At 46.5% G+C, this 25,103-nt stretch carries 23 protein-coding genes; all 23 read left to right on the top strand.

Features of this window, described 5'->3' with window-relative positions:
• Window positions 1-15: 15 nt before the first annotated feature.
• Window positions 16-2,052: a chemotaxis protein CheW gene (locus tag V1498_RS14235; protein ID WP_409294358.1), complete on the top strand. Its 2,037-nt coding sequence runs from the start codon at window positions 16-18 to the stop codon at window positions 2,050-2,052.
• Between the two features lie 62 nt (window positions 2,053-2,114).
• On the top strand, window positions 2,115-2,558 hold the full coding sequence (locus V1498_RS14230) for a chemotaxis protein CheW (RefSeq protein ID WP_409294357.1): 444 nt from the start codon (window positions 2,115-2,117) through the stop codon (window positions 2,556-2,558).
• 1 nt (window position 2,559) lies between these two features.
• Window positions 2,560-3,195 carry a chemotaxis protein CheC gene (locus V1498_RS14225; RefSeq protein ID WP_409294356.1) on the top strand — a complete coding sequence of 212 codons (636 nt, stop codon included), beginning with the start codon at window positions 2,560-2,562 and terminating at the stop codon, window positions 3,193-3,195.
• Complete coding sequence (locus tag V1498_RS14220) at window positions 3,185-3,685, top strand: chemotaxis protein CheD (RefSeq protein WP_409294355.1); 501 nt, start codon at window positions 3,185-3,187, stop codon at window positions 3,683-3,685. Before V1498_RS14225 ends, V1498_RS14220 begins: the two co-directional genes overlap by 11 nt.
• Before the next feature lie 235 nt (window positions 3,686-3,920).
• Complete coding sequence (locus V1498_RS14215) at window positions 3,921-4,682, top strand: FliA/WhiG family RNA polymerase sigma factor (RefSeq protein ID WP_409294354.1); 762 nt, start codon at window positions 3,921-3,923, stop codon at window positions 4,680-4,682.
• 35 nt (window positions 4,683-4,717) lie between these two features.
• Window positions 4,718-5,017: a hypothetical protein gene (locus V1498_RS14210; RefSeq protein ID WP_409294353.1), complete on the top strand. Its 300-nt coding sequence runs from the start codon at window positions 4,718-4,720 to the stop codon at window positions 5,015-5,017.
• Between the two features lie 9 nt (window positions 5,018-5,026).
• Complete coding sequence (locus tag V1498_RS14205; RefSeq protein ID WP_409294352.1) at window positions 5,027-5,626, top strand: DUF6115 domain-containing protein; 600 nt, start codon at window positions 5,027-5,029, stop codon at window positions 5,624-5,626.
• 156 nt (window positions 5,627-5,782) lie between these two features.
• Window positions 5,783-6,493 carry a 30S ribosomal protein S2 gene (rpsB, locus tag V1498_RS14200; RefSeq protein ID WP_409294351.1) on the top strand — a complete coding sequence of 237 codons (711 nt, stop codon included), beginning with the start codon at window positions 5,783-5,785 and terminating at the stop codon, window positions 6,491-6,493.
• 180 nt (window positions 6,494-6,673) lie between these two features.
• Entirely contained in the window at window positions 6,674-7,558 is an 885-nt protein-coding gene (gene tsf, locus V1498_RS14195) for a translation elongation factor Ts (RefSeq protein WP_409294350.1), read from the top strand.
• A gap of 108 nt (window positions 7,559-7,666) precedes the next feature.
• A complete protein-coding gene (gene pyrH, locus V1498_RS14190) occupies window positions 7,667-8,389 on the top strand; it encodes a UMP kinase (protein ID WP_409294349.1) in 723 nt (240 codons plus the stop codon).
• Window positions 8,390-8,391: 2 nt separating this feature from the next.
• On the top strand, window positions 8,392-8,949 hold the full coding sequence (gene frr, locus V1498_RS14185; protein ID WP_409299303.1) for a ribosome recycling factor: 558 nt from the start codon (window positions 8,392-8,394) through the stop codon (window positions 8,947-8,949).
• A gap of 338 nt (window positions 8,950-9,287) precedes the next feature.
• Complete coding sequence (locus V1498_RS14180; RefSeq protein ID WP_409299302.1) at window positions 9,288-10,055, top strand: isoprenyl transferase; 768 nt, start codon at window positions 9,288-9,290, stop codon at window positions 10,053-10,055.
• An 86-nt stretch (window positions 10,056-10,141) separates the two neighbouring features.
• Entirely contained in the window at window positions 10,142-10,936 is a 795-nt protein-coding gene (locus tag V1498_RS14175) for a phosphatidate cytidylyltransferase (RefSeq protein ID WP_409294348.1), read from the top strand.
• Window positions 10,937-10,982: 46 nt separating this feature from the next.
• Complete coding sequence (gene dxr, locus V1498_RS14170; protein WP_409294347.1) at window positions 10,983-12,128, top strand: 1-deoxy-D-xylulose-5-phosphate reductoisomerase; 1,146 nt, start codon at window positions 10,983-10,985, stop codon at window positions 12,126-12,128.
• A gap of 29 nt (window positions 12,129-12,157) precedes the next feature.
• Entirely contained in the window at window positions 12,158-13,417 is a 1,260-nt protein-coding gene (gene rseP, locus V1498_RS14165) for an RIP metalloprotease RseP (RefSeq protein WP_409299301.1), read from the top strand.
• A gap of 87 nt (window positions 13,418-13,504) precedes the next feature.
• A complete protein-coding gene (locus tag V1498_RS14160; protein ID WP_409294346.1) occupies window positions 13,505-15,205 on the top strand; it encodes a proline--tRNA ligase in 1,701 nt (566 codons plus the stop codon).
• Between the two features lie 218 nt (window positions 15,206-15,423).
• Entirely contained in the window at window positions 15,424-19,746 is a 4,323-nt protein-coding gene (locus V1498_RS14155) for a PolC-type DNA polymerase III (protein ID WP_409294345.1), read from the top strand.
• Between the two features lie 603 nt (window positions 19,747-20,349).
• Window positions 20,350-20,820, top strand: coding sequence for a ribosome maturation factor RimP (rimP, locus tag V1498_RS14150; RefSeq protein WP_409294344.1), 471 nt, complete (start codon window positions 20,350-20,352; stop codon window positions 20,818-20,820).
• A gap of 35 nt (window positions 20,821-20,855) precedes the next feature.
• Window positions 20,856-21,965 (top strand): transcription termination factor NusA, encoded by a 1,110-nt coding sequence (gene nusA, locus V1498_RS14145; RefSeq protein ID WP_409294343.1) that lies wholly within the window; start codon window positions 20,856-20,858, stop codon window positions 21,963-21,965.
• Between the two features lie 14 nt (window positions 21,966-21,979).
• Window positions 21,980-22,255, top strand: coding sequence for an RNase P modulator RnpM (gene rnpM, locus V1498_RS14140; RefSeq protein ID WP_409292336.1), 276 nt, complete (start codon window positions 21,980-21,982; stop codon window positions 22,253-22,255).
• Window positions 22,256-22,260: 5 nt separating this feature from the next.
• Entirely contained in the window at window positions 22,261-22,563 is a 303-nt protein-coding gene (locus V1498_RS14135) for a YlxQ family RNA-binding protein (RefSeq protein WP_409294342.1), read from the top strand.
• Window positions 22,564-22,583: 20 nt separating this feature from the next.
• Window positions 22,584-24,821 (top strand): translation initiation factor IF-2, encoded by a 2,238-nt coding sequence (gene infB, locus V1498_RS14130; RefSeq protein WP_409294341.1) that lies wholly within the window; start codon window positions 22,584-22,586, stop codon window positions 24,819-24,821.
• Entirely contained in the window at window positions 24,818-25,096 is a 279-nt protein-coding gene (locus V1498_RS14125; RefSeq protein ID WP_409294340.1) for a DUF503 domain-containing protein, read from the top strand. Before infB ends, V1498_RS14125 begins: the two co-directional genes overlap by 4 nt.
• The last annotated feature ends 7 nt before the right edge of the window (window positions 25,097-25,103 follow it).

Genomic DNA, 25,103 nt, shown 5'->3' with positions numbered 1-25,103 from the left:
AAGGACGTGTTAAACATGGACATGAGTCAATATCTTGAGGTTTTTATTGATGAAAGCAAGGAGCATCTCCAGACCTGCAGCCAGCAGCTGCTTGAATTGGAGAAAAGTCCTGAAGATCTGAGTATAGTAAATGATATTTTCCGCTCTGCACATACCCTTAAAGGAATGTCGGCAACGATGGGCTATGAGGACCTGGCAAACCTGACACACAAAATGGAAAACGTGCTGGATGGCATCCGCAATCAGAAATATACTGTTACGGTCGATATTCTGGATGTTGTTTTTCAGGCTGTGGATGATCTGGAAGCCATGGTGTTTTCCATTGCTGAAGGCGGAGATGGGAAGCGGGATGTCACGGAAGTGGTCAATAAGCTGAACCTGATTGATGAGGGCAAGCCGCTGGCAATGAATGCCGCAGTCCAGGAGGCAGCCCCTGCACTTGCTGAAAAGCAGGCCCCAAAGGTTAGATATGATGAATTTGAGATGACTGTCATTAAACAGTCAAGGGAACAAGGCTTCCAATGCTTTGAAGTGACAGTTGAAGTGAGGGCAAACTGCCTGTTGAAAGCAGCCCGGGTATATATGGTGTTTGAAGTGCTTGAAAATCTCGGGGAAGTGATCAAGTCAAATCCGTCAGTCGAACTGCTCGAGGAAGAGCAATTTGAAAATGAATTTACGGTCACTCTTGTGACCATGAATAGTGAAGAGGAAATCCGAAGCAAAGTCATGAAGGTTTCGGAAATTGATTCCGTAACCATTGCGGCTCTTGATGAGCAGGAAGCAGGAGCTGTTGAAGCAGGTTCAATCCAGGGCGGGGATGCTGATAAACCGGCTGAGACGCCAGGCGTAGCTACACCGCAGGCCGTTGAGACCAAATCACCGGAAACCAAAACCCAGAGCGCAGGAAGCAAGACCATCCGAGTCAACATCGAGCGCCTGGACATCCTGATGAATTTATTTGAGGAGCTGGTGATCGACCGCGGAAGGCTGGAGCAGATCTCTAAGGAAGTAAATAACGGGGAGCTGAGCGAGACAGTCGAACGCATGTCAAGGATCTCAGGGGACCTTCAGAATATTATCCTGAATATGAGAATGGTGCCGGTTGACACAGTGTTCAGCCGCTTTCCAAAAATGGTCCGCCAGCTGGCGCGTGAGTTGGACAAGAAAATCCATCTGGAGATCATCGGTGCCGATACAGAGCTTGACCGCACCGTGATTGATGAAATCGGCGATCCTCTGGTTCATCTTATAAGGAATGCTCTTGATCATGGAATTGAAATGCCGGAAACAAGAAGAAAGAATGGCAAGAATGAAGAAGGTACAGTCACACTTAAGGCCTATCACAGCGGAAATCACGTTTTCATAGAAATTGAAGACGACGGGGCCGGTATGAGCCGTCAGAAAATCGTGCAAAAGGCGATTTCAAAAGGAATCGTCACCGAGCAGACCGCTGAGTTGATGACAGATAAGCAGGTTTACGACTTGATTTTCGCCTCAGGCTTTTCCACTGCAGAAGTTATTTCGGATATCTCCGGAAGGGGAGTCGGTCTTGATGTTGTCCGGAATAAGATAGAATCTCTTGGGGGAACAGTGGCCATTGATTCGAGGGAAGGGAGGGGGTCTGCTTTTTCAATTCAGTTGCCGCTCACACTATCCATCATTTCTGTCATGCTGGTAGAAGTACAGGAAGAAAAGTATGCCATACCGCTTTCTTCCATTATAGAGACTGCCATTATTAAAAAATCTGAGATATTGACTGCTCATAATCAAAAAGTAATCGACTTCAGAGGGAAGGTTGTGCCGGTAATTTTCCTGAAAGATGTTTTTGACGTTCCAGAAACTGTCGAGCAGGATGAGTACTACTCACTGGTTATTGTCCGAAAAGGGGAAAAGATGGCCGGTCTGGTAGTAGATCAGTTCATCGGGCAGCAGGAAATCGTTTTAAAATCACTGGGAGCTTATCTTCAGTCTGTATTCGCCATTTCAGGAGCTACGATCCTCGGCGACGGCCAGGTGGCTCTAATCGTTGATTGCAATGCTTTAATTAAATAGAATGCAGATTTAGGAGAGTGGAAGATATGACAGGATCCGATGTGTTAACGGAGTCAAGGAACATGAAAATCATCATATTTCAGCTTGGCGGTAATGAATATGCCCTTCCGGTGGGAAGAGTCAGATCCATTGAGAAAATGCAGCATATTACAAGGGTTCCCCGCACCACAAGCTTTGTAAAAGGAGTTTTGAATCTCAGGGGGGTCATCATTCCAGTGATTGACCTGCGCGCGAGGCTGGGACTCGGGTCAGACACTCCCACAGATCAGACGAGGATCATTATCGCGCAGGCAGAAGGCCTCGAGGTAGGTCTTATTGTGGATGCTGCCAATGATGTGCTTGACATAGACGGGGCTGCGATCGAACCGCAGCCTGAAGTAGCCGGCTCTATTGATGAAACGTATATAGATGGAGTGGCTAAAAAGGATAAAAGGCTGATCATTTTATTGAACCTTGAAAATATCCTAAAACCGGAAGAGCTGGCGCTTGCCGAAAGGGAAGGGTAAGATGTCAATCCATCAGGAGATTACCAGTTTCCAAATGGATATTTTAAGAGAAATAGGCAATATAGGAGCCGGAAATGCAGCTACTGCCCTTTCCAGGCTTTTAAATAAGAAAGTGGATATGAAGATTCCTGAAGTCCGGGTCGTCTCATTTGATGAAATGATGGAAATGGCCGGGGGGGCTGAAACAGTAACTGCGAGCGTGTATTTCAGAATTGAAGGGGATGCACCGGGAAGCCTTTTCTTCCTGCTGCCCATCAAGCAGGCATCCCGCTTTATATCCCTGCTGGCAGGGGAGGAGCCGGAGGTTCATGCTGAAACAGGGTTCACGGAGTTTGGCAGCTCGGTTTTAAAAGAATTGGCCAATATCCTGGCCGGCTCCTATCTGTCCTCTCTCTCTGACCTCACGCAGCTTAACATCCATCCCTCCGTTCCTTATTTTTGTGTAGATATGGCTGGAGCGGTAATCAGCCAGGGATTGATTGAAATATCACAATCAGGAGACTCCGCCATCGTAATCAATACAGCCATGGAAAGGGAAGACGGAAACGGATGGAACGGCCATTTTTTCCTTATTCCGGATTCAGCCTCTTTTGAAGTTATATTTAAAGCACTGGGAGCGCATGGGTATGCTGATTGATCAAGGTAAAGTAGTGAGAGTGGGGATTGCCGATTTGAACTTGGCAGCAGCCCCCGACTTGCTGAGGACAGCCGGCCTTGGGTCCTGTGTCGGCGTGGTGATTTTTGACTTAGCAAAAGGACTCGCTGGAATGGCGCATATCATGCTGCCGGACTCCCGGCTTGCCAGGGGCCTGGGTGCGAGCATAGGGAAGTATGCCGATACAGCGGTTCCCGAGCTGCTGAAGCTGCTGCTGAGCCAGGGAGCGAGCCGCCATGGCATACAGGCTAAAATCGCAGGCGGGGCGCAAATGTTCCAGTTTGCGGGAGGAAGTGACCTGATGAGAATCGGGCCGAGAAATGTGGAGGCGGTAAAAGAGAGCCTGGACTGCCTGAATATTCAGCTTTCAGCCGAGGACACCGGGGGAAGCAGCGGAAGGACGATTGAATTTTACCCGGGAACAGGACGGATGCATATCAGGAGTGTTAATAAGACTCTGTTAGTTATCTAAATGGATGAAACCGAAGCTTGCGGGCGCCGGGAAGGCCCCCGGGAAGTGGAGTATCCGCGCTCAGCATTCTCCCCTCCTGTTTCATAGCAGAAAAGTTTCAGGAACAAAGTGAATAAAACATAACTATTTTACTAGTTTTTATGGATAAAAAGCCCTTATTTATGTTTTGGAAGACTGATATAATGACTATGGTTTTGCTGAATGAATACAGCCAATAGGTGTAAGGAGGAGTCAAATGTCTCAAGTAACAGCCCGTGATGAGCAGGCGCTATGGAAAAAATGGACTGACTGGCGTGATCCCGAGGCAGGAGACGCACTTGTGAGGAAATACATGCCTTTAGTTTCATATCATGTGCAGCGCATTTCTGCGACATTGCCCAAGAACGTAAGCCGGGATGATATCCGGAGTCTTGGGATGGTGGGGTTATTCGATGCATTGGAACGCTTTGACCCAGGCAGGGACCTGAAATTTGATACCTATGCCTCATTCCGGATCCGAGGTGCAATCATTGACGGGCTGAGAAAAGAAGACTGGCTTCCGAGAAGTTCCAGGGAAAAGACGAAAAGAATCGAGGCGGCGGCTGAAAAGCTTGAGCAGCGGTTGATGCGGGCTGTAACTCCTGCAGATATTGCAGCCGAATTACAGCTTCCTGAGGACGAAATTTCTTCAGTAATGAATGAAAGCTTCTTTTCGAACGTCCTTTCCATGGATGAATCCCCTCAGGAACATGAAGAAAAAGACAACAAAATGGTCTTTAAGGATGAGAAGGCACTTCTCCCAGAGGAACAGCTCCTTAAAGGCGAGTTATTTGCCGAGCTGGCCCAGGTCATCTCAAAATTGAATGAAAAAGAGCAGCTGGTTCTCCAGCTATTTTATAAAGAAGAGCTTACTCTGACAGAAATCGGACAGGTTATGGAACTCTCCACCTCCAGAATTTCACAGATTCATTCCCGGGCCATCTCAAAGCTGAGGGCGATCCTGACTAAGGCAATGTAAGCTTTCCATGTGCATGATGGGAAGGATGGATATAGATGAGCCTCAAAGCAATTGAAATGCAGATTGCCCTGCCCCGAACCCTGGATGCACAAAAAGTGCAGGAGCAGCTTCAGCAGAGGGGGCAGCTCCAGAACGCAGAGGCCACAAGGGAAATCGATAAGGAAGCAAGACGCAGGCGCAGCTCAGTGACCAGAAAAAATGAATTGGAAAAGACACAGGCTGACAACGGAGGGCGGCAGCCGGAAGATTTGCAGCCTGCCTGCTGTGAAAGCTCACGGGAAGATGCCCCTGCTCCCCACCCTTTCAAAGGGGCCTTTGTGGACTTTTCCGGTTAGTGAGGACCCATGACAATATTTCTCTTATTCTTTAGCTTTTTATTGAACATTATTTCTATTTTCGGCATCATCATTTTATACTCCCGGCAAAATTCCATGCTTGCAGGCGGGAAAAAACAGGAAGAAGCAGTGAAAGAGCTGGAGTCCATATTATCTTCATTCGTGCTGGAGCTGAAAGAGGACAATGAGCAATTCCTGAGAGATCTGGAAAAAGCCCAGCCAGGCAAAGCCACTGCAGCTGTGAAACGAAAGGGAAAAACTGCCCCTGTCAAGCCTGCTGCAAGAGCGGAGGGGCATAGACGGCCGCCATCGATATACCCAAGCCATGAATCGGCGGAGGATGGCGGGTATGCTGATTCTCTGATAGAGGGCGGACCAAGAGACGTTCTGGAACTGACCAAAAGAAGCAGCTCCTTAAAAAAACCTTCCTTTAAAACAGAATTGGAAGAACAGCTTGCTCAAAAGGACCAGGTGCAGGCAGGAGGTCATAATCCCTTGGCACAGCAAGTGCTTAAGATGAAGGAATCCGGTCTTGGGGTTGATGAAATTGCCAAAAAACTCAATAAAGGCAAAACAGAGATTGAGCTTTTGATAAAATTCCATGGCTGATCAACAAATTACTTGAATGTATAAGTTAATTATGCTATATTAGTCAACGGTGTTAATACACACGTCCAGGGATTCGGACATTGGTGCTGATGAATCAGTTTTGTCCGGAGATGATGAGGGCGGAGGAAAACAAAAAACCATTAGGAGGAACACAAAATGTCAGTAATTTCTATGAAGCAATTACTAGAAGCTGGTGTGCATTTCGGACATCAGACTCGCCGCTGGAACCCAAAGATGAAGAAATATATCTTCACCGAGCGTAACGGCATCTACATCATTGACCTGCAAAAAACAGTTAAAAAGGTTGAAGAAGCCTACAACTTCGTAAGAGAAGTTGCTGCAAACGGCGGAACAATCCTTTTTGTAGGTACTAAAAAACAAGCACAGGAATCTGTTAAAGAAGAGGCTGCACGCGCAGGTATGTACTACGTTAACCAACGCTGGTTAGGCGGTACATTAACAAACTTCGAAACAATTCAAAAACGTATTACTCGTCTTAAGCAAATCGAAAAGATGGAACAAGACGGTACATTCGAAGTGCTTCCTAAAAAAGAAGTTATCCAGCTTAAAAAAGAATGGGAACGCCTTGAAAAATTCTTAGGCGGAATTAAAGATATGAAGGGTATTCCTGATGCGATCTTCATCATCGACCCTCGCAAAGAGCGCATTGCAGTTGCAGAAGCTCATAAATTGAACATCCCGCTTGTAGGTATTGTTGATACAAACTGCGATCCGGATGAAATCGATTATGTAATCCCTGCAAACGATGATGCAATCCGTGCTGTGAAACTTTTGACTGGTAAAATGGCAGACGCTATTTTAGAAGTTAAACAAAGTGAAGAGCAAACTGAAACTACAACTGCTTAATTTAGCAAAAGGTGATAAGAGGATAAGGCCTTTTATCACCTTTTTTTAAGAAAGGGACAGTGTCAGTTTACGAATCTGTACTGGACCAAAAAAATTTTGCCTGCGGCAGATGATTCCAGCATCGATACAGGGGACATGCTAAAGGCTACATATCTTTTAAATAACAGGAGGAGTTTTATTATGGCAGTAACTGCTCAAATGGTTAAAGAACTTCGCGAAAAAACAGGCGCAGGCATGATGGACTGCAAAAAAGCATTGACTGAAACAAACGGCGACATGGAAGCTGCAATCGATTTCCTTCGTGAAAAAGGCATTGCAAGCGCAGCTAAAAAAGCAGACCGCATCGCTGCTGAAGGATCTGCTTACATCCTGACCGAAGGCAATGAAGCTGTGATCCTTGAAGTTAACTCAGAAACAGATTTTGTTGCTAAAAACGAAGGCTTCCAGGTTCTTGTTAAAGAACTTGCTTCCCATCTTCTTCAAAACAAGCCTTCTTCTGTCGAGGAAGCTCTTGAGCAAAAGATGGAAAATGGTTCAACTGTTGCAGAATACATCAATGCAGCAATCGCTAAAATTGGGGAAAAGCTGACTCTTCGCCGTTTTGCGGTTAAAACTAAATCTGACAGCGATGCATTCGGTGCATATCTTCATATGGGCGGACGCATCGGTGTTCTTACTGTGCTTGAAGGTACTACTGACTCAGAAGCTGCAAAAGATGTTTCTATGCACATCGCTGCCCTGAGACCTCTTTATGTATCACGTGACGAAGTGACTTCTGATGAAATCGAGCGCGAGCGCAAAGTATTGACAGAGCAGGCACTTAACGAAGGCAAGCCTGAAAAGATCGTTGAAAAAATGGTCCAAGGCCGAATCAATAAATTCTATGAAGAAATCTGTGTAAATGACCAGACTTTCGTTAAAAACCCAGATGTAAAAGTAGGAAAATTCGTTGAATCCAAAGGCGGCAAGATTGCAAGCTTCGTACGCTTTGAAGTGGGTGAAGGCATCGAGAAACGCCAGGATAACTTTGCTGAAGAAGTTATGAGCCAAGTTAAAAAAGACTGATTTCCTGAAATAAAGCAATGAAAATAGGGGACACCATGTGTTCCCTTTTTTTCAAATATCTTGCTTCACATTGAATACTAATTGAGATTTCACATGTTGGAGGTTTTTATGAGCAGCGCAAAATACAATCGTGTCGTATTAAAACTAAGCGGTGAAGCATTAGCGGGCAATCTGGGCTTCGGTCTCGACCCTGAGGTGATTAAATCTGTATCCGAACAGGTTAAGGAGGTTGCCGAACTGGGTGTGGAAGTAGCCGTAGTCGTTGGCGGAGGAAATATCTGGCGGGGCAAAATCGGCAGTGAAATGGGCATGGACCGGGCAACCGCCGATTACATGGGAATGCTTGCCACAGTCATGAACTCGCTGGCTCTGCAAGACAGCCTGGAGAACCAGGGGATTGAAACAAGGGTACAAACTTCCATTGAAATGAGGCAGGTAGCAGAGCCTTATATCAGAAGGCGCGCAATCAGGCATCTTGAAAAGAAAAGAGTCGTCATCTTTGCAGCCGGAACTGGGAACCCTTATTTTTCAACCGATACAACCGCTGCGTTACGTGCTGCTGAAATTGAAGCAGAAGTTATCTTAATGGGCAAAAACAATGTGGATGGCGTCTATAATGCCGACCCGCAGAAAGATGAGAATGCAGTGAAGTACGAAGAGCTTTCCTACCTGGACGTGATTAAAGAAGGCCTTGCAGTAATGGACTCCACCGCTTCTTCCCTATGTATGGATAATGACATACCTCTTATCGTGTTTTCAATCATGGAAAAGGGTAATATAAAACGAGCCGTTATGGGCGAAACTATCGGAACAATCGTCAGGGGGAAATAATGATGCCAAAACAAGTAACAGCAAATGCAAAAGATAGAATGGACAAGGCAATCGGCGCTTACAGCCGGACGCTTGCAAGCATACGGGCAGGAAGGGCCAATGCCTCACTGCTTGACAGGATCACGGTCGATTACTACGGTGCACCGACTCCGGTTAACCAGGTCGCTGGCATCTCTGTGCCGGAAGCTCGTCTTCTGGTCATACAGCCATATGACAAAACGGTCCTTGGTGAGATTGAAAAAGCAATCCTTAAGTCGGACCTTGGCCTCAATCCAACGAACGACGGATCGGTTATCCGCCTGGCCATCCCGGCACTGACTGAAGAACGCCGTAAGGATCTGGTCAAGCAGGTAAGGAAAGAATCCGAAGAGGCTAAAATCGCAGTCCGAAATGTACGCCGTGATGCAAATGATGACTTGAAAAAGCTTGAAAAAAATGGAGAAATCACTGAAGATGAGCTTCGCAGATATTCAGATGAAATCCAAAAAACAACAGATTCTTATATTGCCAAGGTGGATACCATTACCAAGGACAAAGAAAAAGAAATTCTTGAAGTTTAATCCATTCATAGTTACCCAATGCCCCTGTCAGAGGGGATTTTTTTTATTCAGTCTGCCATATGCCGTTATATTCAGTTCCATAGTTCTATCTTTATACAGGGCGTGTATACTTAAGTAATCTGCCGGACAAAGCGGGATGCGGCATTCAGCTCCCAAAGCAAAAAAGACGGCCGGCCTGGCTTTAGTATATGCCGGCGGTTTCAGTACTTTCCTGATAATTATAGGAGATTATCGGTTTTTTTGTTATTATTAAATAGATTCAAATCAATAAAGAACATACATATTGAAAATACTCTGGGCTAAATGAGTTTATTCAATGGGGGATACGTATTATGGAAATGTTTTTGAAACGGTTGAAAAATAAAGGCACCGCCACACTGGCTGATAAGATACAAGAAGTGAAAAAGCACCCGGTTCCCGGTCATATTGCGATCATTATGGATGGCAATGGGCGCTGGGCGAAGAAAAGGGCACTTCCAAGGGTTGCCGGACACCATGAAGGAATGAAGACAGTCAAGAAGATTACAAGGCTTGCCAGTGAACTTGGGGTTGAAGTATTAACCGTCTATGCGTTTTCCACTGAGAACTGGAAACGTCCGCAGACAGAAGTCGACTTCATCATGAAGCTGCCGGAGGAGTTTCTCGGCACATTCCTCCCGGAGCTCATAGAGCAGAATGTCAGGGTGCAGATGATTGGGGAACCGGAAGCACTTCCTGCCCACACGCTCAAAGTGGTGCAGAAGGCAATGCGCGATACAGAGCAGAATACAGGAATGATCCTGAATTTTGCCCTGAATTATGGCAGCCGTTCTGAAATATTAATGGCAATGAAGCAAATGATGAAGGATATATCTGCCGGGGTGATAGGGCAGGAACAGATTGATGAAAAATTATTTTCCAGCTATTTGATGACAGATGGACTGGCTGATCCCGACCTGCTGATCCGGACGAGCGGAGAACTAAGGCTGAGCAATTTCATGCTCTGGCAGTCGGCCTATACTGAATTTTGGTTCACGGATGTATATTGGCCGGATTTCAGTGAAAACCATCTGCTGCAGGCAGTTCATGATTATCAAAGCAGGTCCAGAAGATATGGCGGTGTGTAAGCTGGTGTGCGTATGGGTATGTCCCGGGATATGCCAGAACATCAATATATATGAACCGCTTTAATGAAGGTGAGGAAAAGTCAAGAATGAAACAAAGAATAATTACAGGTGTTATTGCAGCGGCCATTTTTCTTCCAATAGTCATCTATGGTGGATTCCCTTTGCTTGCAGCTGCGTATTTATTAGGCACGATTGGTTTATATGAACTGATAAGAATGAAGAAGCTGGCGGTTTTCAGTATTCCGTCCATCCTCTCCTTTATAGGTCTTTGGGTCGTCCTTCTCCCGGATGGCGGCGCCCAGTTCTTGCAAAAAGGGGATTATACGAAAACCTCGGTGGTCCTGATCCTGGTCCTGCTGCTCCTGTCATATACCGTCCTCTCAAAAAACAGGTTCAAATTTGAGGATGCCGGATTCCTGCTTCTGAGTGTCCTGTATGCAGGCATGGGTTTTTACTATCTGTATGAAACGAGGGCCCTGGACAATGGACTGGCTTTTCTGTTCTTTACATTGTTCACGATCTGGGCAGCGGATTCCGGTGCTTACTTTATTGGGAAAGCCGCCGGGAAAAACAAGCTGTGGCCAGATATCAGCCCGAATAAGACCATTGAAGGAGCAATAGGCGGAATTGTCTGCGGACTCCTGGTTGCAGTAGTTTTTGCCTTGTTTATCGACATTCCCGAACCGCTATGGAAGCTTCTTGCCATATCGGTGTTTATCTCTGTTTTTGGGCAGATTGGGGATTTAGTGCAGTCAGCCTACAAGAGGGTATATGGGGTGAAGGACTCCGGTAAGCTGCTTCCGGGCCATGGAGGCGTGCTTGACCGCCTGGACAGCTTGATCTTTGTACTGCCCATTCTCCATCTGCTTCACTTCATTTAACAGTGAAATACTTTACATTGCAGGTTTTTTATAGGAGTTGAATGCATTGAAAAACATCAGTCTTTTAGGAGCGACCGGCTCCATTGGCACACAGACGCTCGATATCATCCGGGCAAATCCGGATCAATTCCGTCTTGCGGCCATCTCTTCCGGAAAGAATATGGAACTGACCAGGCAGATCATCCGTGAATTTTCACCAAAGCTGGTTTCCGTCCAATCACAGGAAGACTGCAATGACTTGAAGCGTGAATTTTTAGGACAGGGCATATCCTTCACCTCAGGAGAAAAAGGACTGGTTGAAGCTGCATGCCATGCTGATACAGATATCGTTGTAAATGCAGTAATCGGAAGTGTGGGCCTTGAACCGACTCTTCAGGCAATCGAGGAAAAGAAGGATATTGCCATAGCCAACAAAGAAACACTGGTGACTGCCGGACATTTGGTAATGGATGCGGCAAAAAGGCATGGAGTCCACCTTCTGCCTGTCGACAGTGAGCACTCAGCGATCTTCCAGGCGCTTCAAGGTGAAAATGATAAAAACATCGAAAGCCTGATTATCACCGCTTCCGGAGGCAGCTTTCGTGACAGAACCCGCGAAGAACTGAAGAACGTAACAATCGATGATGCGCTGAACCATCCTAACTGGTCAATGGGCGCCAAAATCACAATCGATTCTGCGACCATGATGAACAAAGGACTGGAAGTCATTGAGGCACATTGGCTTTATGATATGCCTTACGATAAAATAAAGGTGCTCCTACACAGGGAGAGCATTATTCATTCAATGGTCGAATTTCACGACTCAAGTATCATAGCCCAGTTGGGCACGCCGGATATGAGGGTGCCAATCCAATATGCCCTCACATTTCCTGAGCGTCTTGCCATGCCGATGGCCAGGAGGCTCAGCCTGGCGGAAACTGGAACCCTCCATTTTTCAGAGATGGATTTCACAAGGTTTCCAGCCCTCAGGTTCGCCTATGATGCCGGCAGAGCGGGAGGCAGCATGACATCGGTGCTGAATGCCGCCAATGAAGCGGCAGTCGCCAGGTTTTTGCGCGGCGAGATTGGCTTCCTTCAAATCGAGGATTTGATAGACAAAGCGCTTGAAAGGCACAATCTCATCCATGCCCCTGATCTGGCTGCAATCCGCAGCATAGATGCCGAGACCAGGGAATATGTGAACACTATATAAATTAAAGGGTGGTTGATTAAGTGCAGACGTTGCAGACAGTGATTGCCTTTATCCTAATTTTTGGGGCTCTTGTATTTTTCCATGAGCTGGGCCATCTCGTCTTTGCGAAGAGGGCTGGCATTCTATGCCGGGAATTTGCAATAGGGATAGGGCCTAAAGTATTTTCAGCCAGGCGGAATGAAACTCTATATACAATAAGGCTGCTGCCCATAGGCGGATATGTCAGGATGGCTGGCGAAGATGCAGACATCACTGAAATCAAACCGGGCTACAGGGTAGGGCTCATCCTGAACGCTGATGCCATAGTTGAAAAGATCATCATCAATAATAAAGAAAAATATCCGGACATCAAGATCATAGAAGTTGAGAGGGCGGATCTCGAGCACAGCCTGACTATTAAAGGGTATGAAGACGGAGATGATGAAGCTCTTCAAACCTTCAGGGTCCATCCGGAAGCCATACTTGTTGAAGACGGAGCGGACAACCAAATTGTCCCTTATGACCGCCAGTTCGGCTCGAAAACACTTGGGCAGAGGACCATGGCCATTTTTGCGGGGCCGATGATGAACTTCCTCCTGGCAATCGTGCTCTTTTGGATTATAGGTGCGCTGTCCGGGATAGTTGTGGACGAACCTAAACTCGGTTCCTTGACCAATGACGGAGCAGCTGTAAGTTCAGGTCTAAAGAAAAACGATTCGGTCCAATCCATAGACGGTACAGAGGTTTCCTCCTGGATGGATATACAGGAAGCTATACAAAAGCATCCTGGGGAAGAGATTGCCTTCATAGTAGAGAGGGATGGCAAGACACTGGAAATTCCAGTTACACCGAAGGAAATTGAAAGGGAGAACAAGAAGATAGGGGTTATCGGCGTATATCCACCGGTAGAAAAGGACCCGTCCAAAGTGTTCGTCTCCGGCTTCACAGAGACCTATTTCTGGACGAAGCAGATCGGAATCATGCTTGGGCAGCTGGTGACAGGCCAATTTACGATCGATGCCCTATCCGGGCCGGTAGGAATATATAAATCCACCGAAGAAGTCGCGAAGACCGGGGTCATTTCCCTGTTCAAATGGGCGGCAGTGCTGAGCATCAACCTTGGGATCATGAATCTGCTGCCAATCCCGGCACTTGATGGGGGACGGCTGTTGTTCTTTGCCGTCGAAGCAGTGCGCGGCAAACCGATCGACCGCCAGAAAGAGGGCGTCGTCCATTTTATCGGCTTTGCCCTCCTTATGCTCCTGATGCTGGTCGTAACCTGGAATGATATCCAGCGCTTTTTCCTATAAAGGAGAGCTTTAAGCTAATGGGCAGAAGGTGGTCAAGTTTCCTTCTGCCCCGTAATTTTCTTGAATAAACAGATGGGGTGCTATTAGATGAAACAAAGTATGACACTTATCCCTACACTGAGGGAAGTTCCTGCGGATGCAGATACGAAAAGCCATCAGCTGTTGCTGCGTGCAGGATTTATCAGACAGAATTCAAGCGGAGTTTACAGCTATCTCCCGCTCGCAAGAAAGGTTCTCCAAAAAATAGAAAGTGTTATCCGTGAGGAAATGGAAGCAGCGGATGCTGTCGAACTGCTGATGCCTGCCCTGCAGCAGGCAGAGCTTTGGCAGGAGTCCGGCCGCTGGTACACATACGGCTCAGAGCTGATGCGCCTGAAGGACCGGAATGAAAGGGAATTTGCCCTTGGTGCCACCCATGAAGAAGTGATAACAAGCATCATCAGGGATGAAATCAAATCATATAAAAGGCTGCCGCTGGCCCTTTATCAAATTCAGACAAAATTCCGTGACGAAAAGCGCCCCCGCTTTGGACTTCTAAGGGGGAGGGAGTTCATCATGAAAGATGCGTACTCCTTCCATGCTGACCAGGAGAGCCTGGATGACTCCTATGAGAAGATTTTTAACGCCTATAGCAATATTTTCCGGCGCTGCGGACTCGATTTCCGGGCTGTAATAGCAGACTCAGGGGCAATGGGGGGCAAAGATACCCATGAATTCATGGTTCTTTCAGATATTGGTGAAGATACCATTGCCTATTCTGATACATCTGATTATGCAGCCAATATTGAAATGGCTCCTGTGATCGCAGACTACGAACGTCCGGCAGGGGAGGCAGTGCCTCTTGAAAAAGTGCATACGGAAAATCAAAAATCGATTGAAGAGGTTGCGGCTTTCCTAAATACAGCCCAAGAGAATCTCATCAAATCACTTGTCTTTAAAGCAGACGGTAAATATGTGCTGGTTCTGGTCAGAGGCGATTATGAGATCAATGATATCAAGCTGAAGAATCTGCTTGAAGCGTCTTCCGTGGAATTGGCCAGCCCCCCGGAAGTGAAAGAGGCGGCTGGATGCGAGCCAGGCTCTATCGGGCCTGTGGGCATTTCCGGCGACCTTGAGATCATTGCAGATCATAGCGTGAAATCTGTCCTGAATGGAGTCTGCGGGGCAAATACAGAGGATTATCATTATGTTAATGTAAATCCGGACCGTGATTTTACGGTTTCCCGCTATGCTGATCTCCGCTTCATCCAAGAGGGGGACAAGTCTCCGGATGGCAGCGGGCTCATCAAATTTGCCAAAGGCATTGAAGTCGGTCATGTATTCAAGCTGGGTACGCGCTACAGTGAAGCGATGAACGCTTCGTTCCTTGATGAGAACGGCCGCTCACAAGCCATGATCATGGGCTGCTATGGAATTGGGGTATCAAGGACGCTTGCGGCTGTGGCTGAACAGTTCAATGATGAGAAAGGACTCATCTGGCCGGCAAACCTGGCTCCTTATACTGTGCATGTTATCCCGGTAAATGTTAAAGATGAAAGCCAGCGGACTCTCGCAGATGACATTTACCAGGAACTGAAGTCGTCCGGACTTGAAGTCCTTATTGATGACCGGCCGGAGCGGGCTGGAGTTAAATTTGCAGATTCAGACCTGATTGGCATCCCGGTGAGAGTTACAGCCGGCAAGAAGGCGGCCGAAGGAATCGTTGAAATCAAAATCCGCAAAACCGGCGAAATCATCGAAGCCGGTAAAGATGAAATCAAAGAAATAATCCAGAAACACCTGGTTTAAGAGATAAGTCCAGGGAGCCTCCCGCTCCCTGGACTTTTTTTAGAGAAATCGGCATGAAGGTTATTTCCTTGCAGATTAAAAGACACGGCAAAGTGAATCTGTCTTTTTGCCCGGACAAAAACATTGGTGGTTTTTAACCGGTAGATGACTGCGGGAATTGTGTTATAATAACCTGTGCTATTAAACAAATTGTTTATATGGGGGAGAGATTTATATAAATGGATCAGCATCCATATCCAAAAAAACATAGATTTCAGCTCTTGCTCCAGCAGCTTGATTTAACTGAAGATGCATTTGTTAAATATTTTACCGATGCTGAAATAGAAAAACTCTTTGTAGAACGGGAATCAAAGAAATGGCATTTTACCTTTAAACTGCCTGCCTTGATCCCCTGCAGTGTATATACCAGATTTTCAGTACAGCTCGTCCAGTCCTTTGCCCATATTGCCAAGGTATCCTTCTCGTTATCGGTAGAAAATCCGCAGCCGACAGAAGAACTGGTAAGGGAATATTGGAACAGCTGCATCAAAGAAATAGACGGGATGTCACCCGCGCTTCTGTCTCTTTTAAATGAACAGATGCCTAAACTTAAAGGAAATAAGATCGTCATTTCAGCGCGCAATGAAGCAGAAGCAGGGCAGCTGAAAAGGAAATATTCAGGAATGATCGCCAATATCTATCAATCACTCGGATTTCCGATGTTTTCTATAGACCCGGAGGTCGCTCCCGAAGGAGAAAACAAGGATTATAAGCTTTTCCTTGAGCAAAAACAAAAGGAAGATCAAGAGCGGGGCCTTGCTGCACTTGTGGAAATGCAGAAGAAGGAAAGCGAGAAATCCAGTGAAGATGGTGCATTTGACGGACCGCTTGTCATTGGATACAAAATTAAGGAAGATGCCGACTTCCGCAGGCTTGAAAATGTCATAGATGAAGAACGCCGCATCGCCATCGAGGGCTATGTATTCGATGCAGAGACCCGCGAACTGAGGAGCGGCCGGACACTATTGACCTTCAAGGTTACGGATTATTCAAGCTCGATTCTGGTGAAAATGTTTTCGCGCGATAAAGAGGATGCCGTCCAGCTTGCCAGAATTAAAAAAGGCATGTGGGTAAGGGTGCAGGGAAGCATCCAGAACGATACCTTCGTCCGTGACCTGGTCATGATTGCCAATGACATTAATGAAATCAAAGCCAAAGGCCGTTCTGACACTGCCCCTGAGAGTGAGAAAAGGGTGGAGCTTCACCTTCATAGTCCGATGAGTGCCATGGACGCTGTTTCCTCTGTAGGCTCATTGGTTGCCCAGGCAAAAAAATGGGGCCATAAAGCTATCGCGATCACCGATCATTCCAATGTGCAAAGCTTCCCGGAAGCATTCAGCGCCGGAAAGAAGAATGATATTAAGGTTTTATACGGACTTGAAGCGAATCTCGTAAACGACGGCGTGCCGATTGCATATAACCCGCAGAACAGGGTTCTTGCTGAAGATACTTACGTTGTGTTTGACGTTGAAACAACAGGACTTTCAGCTGTATATGATACTATCATCGAACTGGCAGCGGTCAAAATCCATGACGGTGAAATCATCGACCGATTCGAGTCGTTTGCCAATCCGCATCATCCATTATCTTCCACTACCATCGATCTTACGGGTATTACGGATGACATGGTGGAGAATGCGCCGGAAGTGGATGAAGTGATTACAAAGTTCAAGGAATGGACAGGGGATTCCATCCTCGTTGCCCATAATGCCAGCTTTGATATGGGTTTCCTGAATGTCTGCTATAAAAAACTCGGATTTGGAAAAGCCCAGAACCCGGTCATCGATACGCTGGAGCTCGGCCGGTTCCTTTATCCAGAAATGAAGAATCACCGTCTGAATACACTTACCAAGAAGTTTGACATAGATTTGACCCAGCATCACCGGGCGATATACGATGCCGAAGCCACAGGGTACCTTATGCTCAAAATGCTGAAGGATTCGCTGGAGCATGGAATTGAAAATCACAGCCAATTGAACGACAATATGGGCAAAGGAAATTCATATCAGCGTTCCAGGCCTTCTCACTGTACACTTCTTGCAGTAAATGAGACAGGCTTGAAAAATCTGTTTAAACTGGTGTCCATCTCACACCTTGAGTACTTTTATCGTGTGCCGAGAATCCCAAGATCCCTCCTTCAGAAGCATCGGGAAGGAATTCTGGTAGGCTCAGGCTGTGACAAGGGAGAAGTCTTTGAAGGAATGATGCAGAAATCCTTTGAAGAAGTGGAAGAAATCGCTGAGTTCTACGATTATTTTGAAATCCAGCCTAAAGAGGTCTATGCACACCTGATTGAACTAGAATATGTGCGCGATGAAATGTCCCTTGAAGGAATTATCAAGAATATCGTCAAGCTTGGCGAAAAAATGGATAAACCTGTGGCTGCAACAGGGAATGTCCATTACAAGGATCCAGAAGATAAGATTTACCGCAAAATCCTGGTCAGCTCCCAGGGGGGCGCAAATCCGCTGAACAGGCACAAACTCCCTGATGTCCATTTCCGTACCACGGATGAAATGCTGCAGGCATTTTCCTTCCTGGGTGAAGAAAAGGCTAAGGAAGTGGTCATAAAAAATCCCAATGCGATCGCTGACAAAATTGAGGAAATCAAAGTCATCAAAGATGATCTTTATACCCCGAAAATTGAGGGAGCGGAAGAAGAAGTCCGGGAAATGAGCTACAATATGGCCCGCAGCATCTATGGAGACGAACTGCCGGAACTGGTTGAGGCAAGGCTTGAGAAAGAGCTGAAAAGTATTATCGGCCACGGCTTTGCGGTAATCTACCTGATTTCGCATAAGCTTGTTAAAAAATCGCTTAATGACGGCTATCTCGTCGGATCGAGGGGGTCGGTGGGTTCATCCTTTGTGGCGACCATGACGGAAATCACAGAAGTGAACCCGCTGCCTCCGCACTATGTCTGTCCGTCCTGCAAGCATTCCGAGTTCTTTAATGACGGTTCCGTCGGCTCCGGCTTTGACCTGCCAGATAAAACCTGTCCGGAATGCGGTACCGCCTATAGAAAGGACGGCCACGATATTCCGTTTGAAACCTTCCTGGGCTTCAAGGGAGATAAAGTTCCCGATATCGACTTGAACTTCTCGGGTGAATATCAGCCGCGTGCCCATAACTATACAAAGGAGTTATTCGGTGAGGATTATGTGTACCGTGCAGGAACAATCGGTACCGTTGCTGAAAAGACTGCCTATGGCTATGTGAAGGGCTATGCCTCTGACCATAACCTTCATATCCGCAACGCGGAAGTGGACAGGCTGGTGTCAGGATGTACGGGTGTGAAACGGACCACAGGACAGCATCCGGGCGGAATCATTGTTGTTCCGGATTATATGGAGATATTTGATTTTTCGCCGATTCAATTCCCTGCGGATGATAGGAATTCAGAATGGAAAACCACCCACTTTGATTTCCACTCCATCCATGACAATCTGCTGAAGCTGGATATTCTCGGCCACGATGATCCGACCGTCATCAGGATGCTGCAGGACTTGAGCGGAATCGACCCGAAAACGATCCCGACCGATGATCCTGTCGTTATGAAGATATTCAGCGGAACGGAATCTCTTGGTGTAACCGAAGAACAGATTATGTGCAAGACTGGTACACTCGGCATTCCGGAGTTTGGAACAAGGTTTGTCCGGCAGATGCTCGAAGATACCAAGCCTACGACCTTTTCGGAGCTTGTCCAGATCTCGGGTCTCTCTCACGGCACCGACGTCTGGCTTGGTAATGCGCAGGAACTGATTCATAACAAGATCTGTAACCTGAGTGAAGTAATCGGGTGCCGTGATGATATCATGGTTTACCTGATTTACCAGGGACTCGAACCTTCACTTGCCTTCAAGATCATGGAATCGGTGCGTAAAGGAAAAGGTCTGACTGATGAATTTGAAGCGGAAATGCGCAAGAATGAAGTGCCTGAGTGGTACATCGATTCCTGCAAGAAGATTAAATATATGTTCCCTAAGGCGCATGCTGCAGCCTATGTATTGATGGCTGTGAGGATCGCTTACTTCAAGGTTCATCATCCAATCCTGTATTATGCCGCTTATTTCACTGTAAGAGCGGAAGATTTCGATATTGAAGCGATGACACGGGGCTCACAGGCCATCAGGGCAAAGATAGAAGAAATTAATGCTAAGGGCCTTGATGCCTCGACCAAGGAGAAGAATTTGTTGACGGTATTGGAACTGTCATTGGAAATGTGTGAAAGAGGATTTTCCTTCAAGAAAATCGATCTTTACAAATCACATGCCTCCGAGTTCATCATTGACGGCAATTCACTGATTCCTCCTTTCAACTCCCTGCCTGGACTTGGGACGAACGTGGCCCTGAACATCGTCCGTGCGAGGGGAGAAGGAGAATTCCTTTCGAAGGAAGATCTTCAGCAGCGCGGAAAGGTATCCAAGACCATCCTTGAATATCTGGATAAACAGGGCTGCCTGGAGTCCCTTCCAGACCAGAATCAGCTCTCGCTATTCTAAGGAAAAAATGAATGTAATAAATGAGGTTCATGGCGGAAACCTGCTGTGAACCTCATTTTCTTTTATTTTCTATGGGGACGGATGAGGTAATATTAGGGCCAAACAGGGTCATGGAGCCAGGGAAAAGACTGTGAAAAGATCATTAAGACCAAAATCTGCTTAAATCTTAAGAGAAATGGTTGTTAAGGAACCTTTAGAACCAAAACCAGCACGGATATTATGAAAAAAGGTCGTAAAAGAAGCATTAGAACCAAAACCAGCTCAGATCGTACAAGAAATGGTGGTAAAAGGATCACTAAGACCAGAACCAGTAAACCTAAAAAGAAGCTCCATGGCTTTAACCTGCAAAGTAAACAAAGTCCAAACCGCTCAGGACCCGTCTAAACCTGGGAATCAGGTTTGCAGGTATTCTTCAGATTTGCATAAACAATCTGGTTATGGTATATTTTTATTGGAAATACTAAGCGGAGCGAGGAGAGTGGGGAAACCCACTCTTTCGTGTTGTTTACATAATTTTTATGTCGGCTGAACGAAAGCAGGAGGATTCTTCCTGCTTCTTTCATACAAAAACACTACTTCTTTCTTATTACAAGGAGGGATCACATGAGCAATAAAGTCACGGAAATAGTGGAGCAGCTGGTGCTTCCTATTGTTGAAGAGCTTCATTTAGAATTAGTGGATATTGAATATGCAAAAGAAGGAAAGAACTGGTTTCTTAGAGTATTTATAGATAAAGAGGGCGGCGTCGACATTGAGGAATGCGGCACTGTCAGCGAGCGTCTCTCCGAGAAGCTCGATGAAACCGATCCTATTCCCTATAATTATTTCCTTGAGGTATCCTCACCAGGCGCAGAACGGCCGCTTAAGAAAGCAGAAGATTTTACAAAATCAATCGGTAAGAATGTTTTCATAAAAACGTATGAACCAATTGACGGCCTGAAAGAATTCGAAGGCGCCTTAATGGCATTTGACGGCCAGACAGTAACAGTGGCCATGAAAATTAAGACACGCAGCAAAACAGTAGAAATTCCTTATGAAAAAGTGGCCAAAGCCAGGCTTGCAGTGACTTTCTAAGGACATAGGCAAAATTTAATTAGGGGGATAAAAAAATGAGCAGTGAAATGCTTGATGCTCTTATCCATTTGGAAAAGGAAAAAGGCATCTCAAGGGATGCTATAATTGAAGCGATTGAAGCCGCATTGGTTTCAGCTTACAAAAGGAACTTTAACCAGGCACAAAATGTGCGTATTGATATGAACCTGGAAAGAGGCTCAATGAGGGTATTTGCCCGGAAAGATGTAGTCGACCAGGTGTTTGATCCAAGGCTTGAAATTTCTATTGAAGATGCCCAGCAGATCGACCCAAACTATCAGGTTGAAGATGTTGTGGAAATGGAGGTCACTCCAAAGGATTTCGGCCGCATCGCTGCCCAGACAGCAAAGCAGGTTGTGACTCAGCGTGTGCGGGAGGCAGAAAGAGGCATCATCTATTCAGAGTTCATTGACCGGGAAGAAGATATCATGACTGGAATCGTTCAAAGGCAGGATTCCAGGTTTATCTACGTGAGTCTTGGAAAGATTGAAGCACTTCTCCCAATCAACGAGCAGATGCCAAATGAGCATTATAAGCCGCATGACCGTATCAAGGTATTCCTGACCAAGGTGGAAAAAACATCAAAAGGCCCGCAGATCTTTGTTTCAAGGACTCATCCCGGACTTTTGAAAAGATTATTTGAAATCGAGGTTCCTGAAATATATGACGGAACGGTCGAAATTAAGTCAGTTGCCCGTGAAGCTGGAGACCGCTCAAAAATTTCCGTGCATTCAGAAAATACGGAGGTTGACCCGGTCGGATCATGTGTAGGTCCAAAGGGACAAAGGGTCCAGGCAATTGTCAATGAACTTAAGGGCGAAAAGATAGATATTGTGAAGTGGTCCGAGGATCCGGTTGTCTTTGTAGCGAATGCTTTAAGTCCGTCCAAGGTTCTTGAAGTCATTGTTTCTGAAGATGAAAAGGCTACAACGGTCATCGTGCCTGACTTCCAGCTTTCCCTTGCCATCGGGAAGCGCGGACAGAATGCAAGGCTTGCGGCAAAGCTTACAGGCTGGAAAATTGATATCAAGAGTGAGTCGGAAGCGCGTGAAGCAGGCATCTATCCGGTGGAAAATGAAGAACTGCTAACCTTCAGCGACGGCGAAGACGATTTGATAGATGAATAAGTGAGGTGGCGCCAATGATCAGCCGCAAGAAAATCCCTATGAGAAAATGTGTTGCGACAGGAGAAATGAGGCCCAAGAAGGAGCTCATCCGGATTGTGCGCAGCAAAGAGGGAGAAGTTTCCGTTGATCCAACCGGGAAAAAGTCCGGAAGGGGAGCTTATTTGACTCTTGATAAAGAAGTGATCCTTTTGGCTAAAAAGAAGAACACACTGGCGAATCAGCTTGGTGCGGCGGTTGATCCTTCAATCTACGATGAGCTTATTGCTCTTTGTGAAAAGGAGAAACGCTGACTGCTATGAAGAATCTGCCATGGGTTTCTTTGCTTGGAATGGCGGCCCGTGCGAGGAAAGTCATCTCCGGTGAAGAACTGGTCGTCAAAGAAGTCAGGAATAATAAAGCTAAATTGGTGATCCTGGCAAATGACGCCTCAGCCAATACAGAAAAAAAAGTAACAGATAAATGCAGATTTTATAAAGTGCCGCTCTATAGAGCAGAAGACAGGTATGTGCTTGGTCAGGCAATCGGTAAAGACGCCCGTGTAACAGTTGCAGTCCTCGACGAGGGTTTTGCAAAAAAACTTCAGACGTTGCTCGATTAAATTTTTATGGGGGTGAACGTATGACGAAGATACGTGTATACGAATATGCAAAAAAGCACAATGTTTCAAGCAAGGACGTCATTACGAAACTAAAAGAAATGAATATAGAGGTAACTAATCATATGACAGCAATCGACGATTCCACAGTAAACAAATTAGACAGCGCATATAAACCAGAAAATAAAAATGCTAAGGCAAAGCCGGCAGGCACTCAAAAGCCAGCTCCTAAGCAAAACCAGAACAGGCCGCAGAACAGCCCGGCCCAGGGTACAGCAGCCAAAAAGACTTATGAAGAAATGGGCAGCGACAACAGCACTAATAAGCAGAAGCTTACAAAAAAGCCAGCCAGCAAACCAGGGCAGGGCAGCAATAATTCCAAAGGCGGCGGCTTCAATAACAAGGGCGGCAATAACAGGAATAATAAAAACAATAATAGAAACAGAAATAATAAACGGCCTCAAACATCTACCTACCAGGCTCCTCCGCGCAAGGAAAGGGAACTGCCGAAAAAGATTACATTTACCGAATCTTTGACAGTAGCGGAACTCGGGAAGAAGCTCCACAGGGAACCGTCTGAAATTATTAAAAAGCTGTTCCTGTTAGGTGTGATGGCTACTATCAACCAAACACTTGATAAAGATGCAATTGAGTTAATCTGTTCCGAATATGGGGTAGAGGTAGAAGAAGAGATCAAAGTCGACCTGACTGACCTCGAAACTCTTGCAGCGGAAGAGGATGCTCCAGAAAACCTCACAGAGCGCCCGGCAGTCGTCACCATCATGGGACACGTCGACCATGGTAAAACAACACTTCTTGATTCCATCAGGAACACGAAGGTTACCGAAGGCGAAGCCGGCGGGATCACCCAGCATATCGGCGCCTATCAGGTAGAAGTGAATGACAAGAAAATCACGTTCCTGGACACTCCGGGACACGCTGCCTTCACGACGATGCGTGCGCGTGGAGCCAAGGTGACGGACATTACTATTTTAGTAGTCGCTGCCGATGACGGAGTTATGCCTCAGACCATTGAAGCGATCAACCATGCAAAAGCTGCAGAAGTACCGATTATCGTAGCTGTGAACAAAATGGATAAGCAAGGGGCAAATCCAGACCGTGTTATGCAGGAACTGTCTGAACGTGAACTTGTACCGGAAGCATGGGGCGGGGACACCATTTTTGTACCGATTTCCGCTAAAAATGGCGAAGGGATTGAAAGTCTTCTTGAAATGATCCTGCTTGTCAGTGAAGTGGAAGAGTATAAGGCGAATCCTGACCGCAAGGCGTCCGGATCTGTGATTGAGGCCCAGCTGGATAAAGGGCGCGGAGCGGTTGCTACGCTGCTCGTACAGAATGGCACCCTGAAGGTCGGAGATCCTATCGTTGTAGGAAACACATTCGGCCGTGTAAGGGCCATGGTGAATGACCTTGGACGCCGCGTGAAGGAAGCCGGTCCATCCACGCCGGTAGAGATTACCGGACTTAATGAAGTGCCTCAGGCAGGCGATCTGTTCATCGTATTTGACGACGAAAAGACAGCGCGTCAGGTCGGGGAAGCTCGTTCGCAGAGACAGGTTCAATCAAGCCGTACGGAAAAAGCGCGTGTGACGCTCGATAACCTCTTCGAACAGATGAAGCAGGGTGAAGTGAAGGACATCAACCTTATCGTCAAAGCCGACGTTCAGGGCTCTGTTGAAGCCATGTCAGCTTCTCTCCGTAAAATTGAAGTGGAGGGTGTCAAGGTTAAGATCATCCACTCCGGTGTCGGAGCAATCAATGAATATGACATTATGCTGGCAACTGCATCCAATGCAATCGTGATAGGGTTTAATGTGCGTCCGGATGTAAATGCTAAGCGTGCAGCGGAATCTGAAAATGTTGATATCCGCCTGCACCGTATCATCTATAAAGTCATCGAAGAAATTGAAGCTGCCATGAAAGGGATGCTTGATCCTGAGTTTGAGGAAAAAATCATCGGCCAGGCGGAAGTACGCACGACCTTTAAGGTATCTAAAGTCGGAACCATCGCAGGTTCTTATGTAACGGACGGAAAAATCACACGTGACAGCGGAATCCGCTTGATCAGGCAGGGAGTTGTCATCTTCGAAGGTGAAATCGATGCCCTCAAACGATTCAAGGATGACGCGAAAGAGGTTTCACAAGGTTATGAATGTGGAATAACCATCAAAAACTATAATGATCTTAAAGAAGGCGACGTTATCGAAGCGTATGTCATGGAGGAAATCGAGCGCAAATGATCGGCCATGCCGAATTTGAGTGCCTGATCTATGATGCCCATTCGTTAAAGGACAAACGAGCCGTCCTGCAGAGGATCATGACTAGACTTAAACAAAAATTCAATATCTCGGTCGCAGAGACCGGACACCAGGATGTATGGCAGAGAACACAGCTTTCCATCGTCACGGTGTCCTCTTCAAGACAGGTGTCCGAAAAGGAGCTGCAGCGTGCGCTTCAGTTCCTGGATTCCTTTCCGGAAATCGAGCGGACCATAACAGAGATAGAATGGCTTTAGACGAGCG

This window comes from Paraperibacillus marinus, assembly GCF_046237605.1.
GTDB lineage: Bacteria > Bacillota > Bacilli > Bacillales > DSM-1321 > Paraperibacillus > Paraperibacillus marinus.
Note: the sequence above shows the minus strand (reverse complement) of the source record. Positions and strands in the feature narration are given on the sequence as shown.